The sequence below is a fragment of the Streptomyces sp. NPDC019396 genome (assembly GCF_040632375.1).
Taxonomy (GTDB): Bacteria; Actinomycetota; Actinomycetes; order Streptomycetales; family Streptomycetaceae; genus Streptomyces.
In genome coordinates this window covers 1-1,440 of sequence record NZ_JBEYBS010000099.1, presented here as the reverse complement: position 1 = coordinate 1,440, position 1,440 = coordinate 1, and the positions used below count along the sequence as shown (strand labels likewise).

The window sequence follows — 1,440 nt, the reverse complement described above, 5'->3', positions numbered from 1 at the left end:
AGGTCGGTGTCGATGTTGCGTGTCCTATGGGTTGAGTGTGTCGTTGAGGACGTGTGGCACCGGAGGAAATCGCATCTGTGCGTGCCGAGTTGGAGGACTTCGCGGCAGAGGTCTTCGAGCCGTTCGCGAGAAACGACCAGCGTCGGTGGGGGCAGGTCTACCTGCGGGGCCTGCTCACTGACGGGCAGCGTAAGTCGGTCGAGCCGATGGCTGCCCGGCTGGGTGAGGACGGGAACCGGCAGGCGCTGGCCCACTTCGTGACTACGAGTCCATGGGATGCAGCGCATGTGCGGGCCCGGCTGGCCTGGAGGATGGAAGAGGCGATCCGACCCACCGCGCTGGTCTTCGACGACACCGGGTTCCTCAAGGACGGCAACGCCTCGGCGTGCGTGTCGCGGCAGTACACCGGCACCGCGGGCAAGGTCACCAACTGCCAGGTCGGGGTCTCGCTGCACCTGGCCTCGGACCACGCTTCGGCGGCAGTCGGCTGGCGGCTCTTCCTGCCCGAAACCTGGGCGCCGGGGTCCGCGAAGGCGGATCCGGGCAAGGTCGCCCGCCGTGCTGCCTGCGGCATCCCTGACGACATCGGGCACGTGGAGAAATGGCAGCTTGCACTCGACATGCTCGACGAGACCCGCTCGTGGGGCATCGAGGTGCCGCTGGCCATCGCGGGCGCCGGATACGGCGACGCCGCCGCCTTCCGGCTCGGCCTGCAGGCCCGCGGCCTCAACTATGTGGTGGGCATCTCCACCACCCTCTCCGCCCAGCCCGGCGAAGCCGTGCCAGTCGCCGAACCGTACTCCGGGACCGGACGCCCGCCGGTGGCGAAGTACCCCGACCCACCGCGGTCGGTGAAACAGCTGGTCATCGCGGCGGGCCGGAAGGCAGGGAAGCCAGTGCAGTGGCGTGAGGGCTCCCGGCCCGGCACCGGCCGCAGTGGCTTCAAGCGGATGTACTCGCGGTTCGTCACCTTGCGGATCCGGCCTGCCGGACGCGAGGTCCGGCAGGCAGTCGAAGGCCCGACGCTGCCGGAGTGCTGGCTGTTGGCCGAGTGGCCCGCCGACCAGGCCGAACCCGTGCAGTTCTGGCTGTCCGACCTGCCCCCGGACACCCCACTGAACACCCTGGTCCGCCTCGCAAAGCTCCGCTGGCGCATCGAGCACGACTACCGCGAGATGAAACAGGCCCTGGGCCTGGCCCACTTCGAGGGCCGCACCTGGAACGGCTGGCACCACCACGTCACCCTCGTCTCCGTCGCACATGCCTTCTGCACCCTGCAACGACTGGCCAGAGCCCCAAAAGACACGGCGCCGGCCTGAGCCTCTACCGCATCGTCCGCGAATTACAGACCCTCCTCGCGACATGGACCGGCGTCTGCCCCACCTGTCAACGCGGCATACCCACCCCAGCCCCGACCTGACCAAGCACTACTAGGGATCG

At 68.9% G+C, this 1,440-nt stretch carries 1 protein-coding gene; it reads left to right on the top strand.

Going from position 1 to position 1,440, the window contains the following annotated elements:
- Positions 1–53: 53 nt before the first annotated feature.
- Positions 54–1,319, top strand: coding sequence for an IS701 family transposase (locus ABZ532_RS31635; RefSeq protein WP_361291471.1), 1,266 nt, complete (start codon positions 54–56; stop codon positions 1,317–1,319).
- Positions 1,320–1,440: the final 121 nt, after the last annotated feature.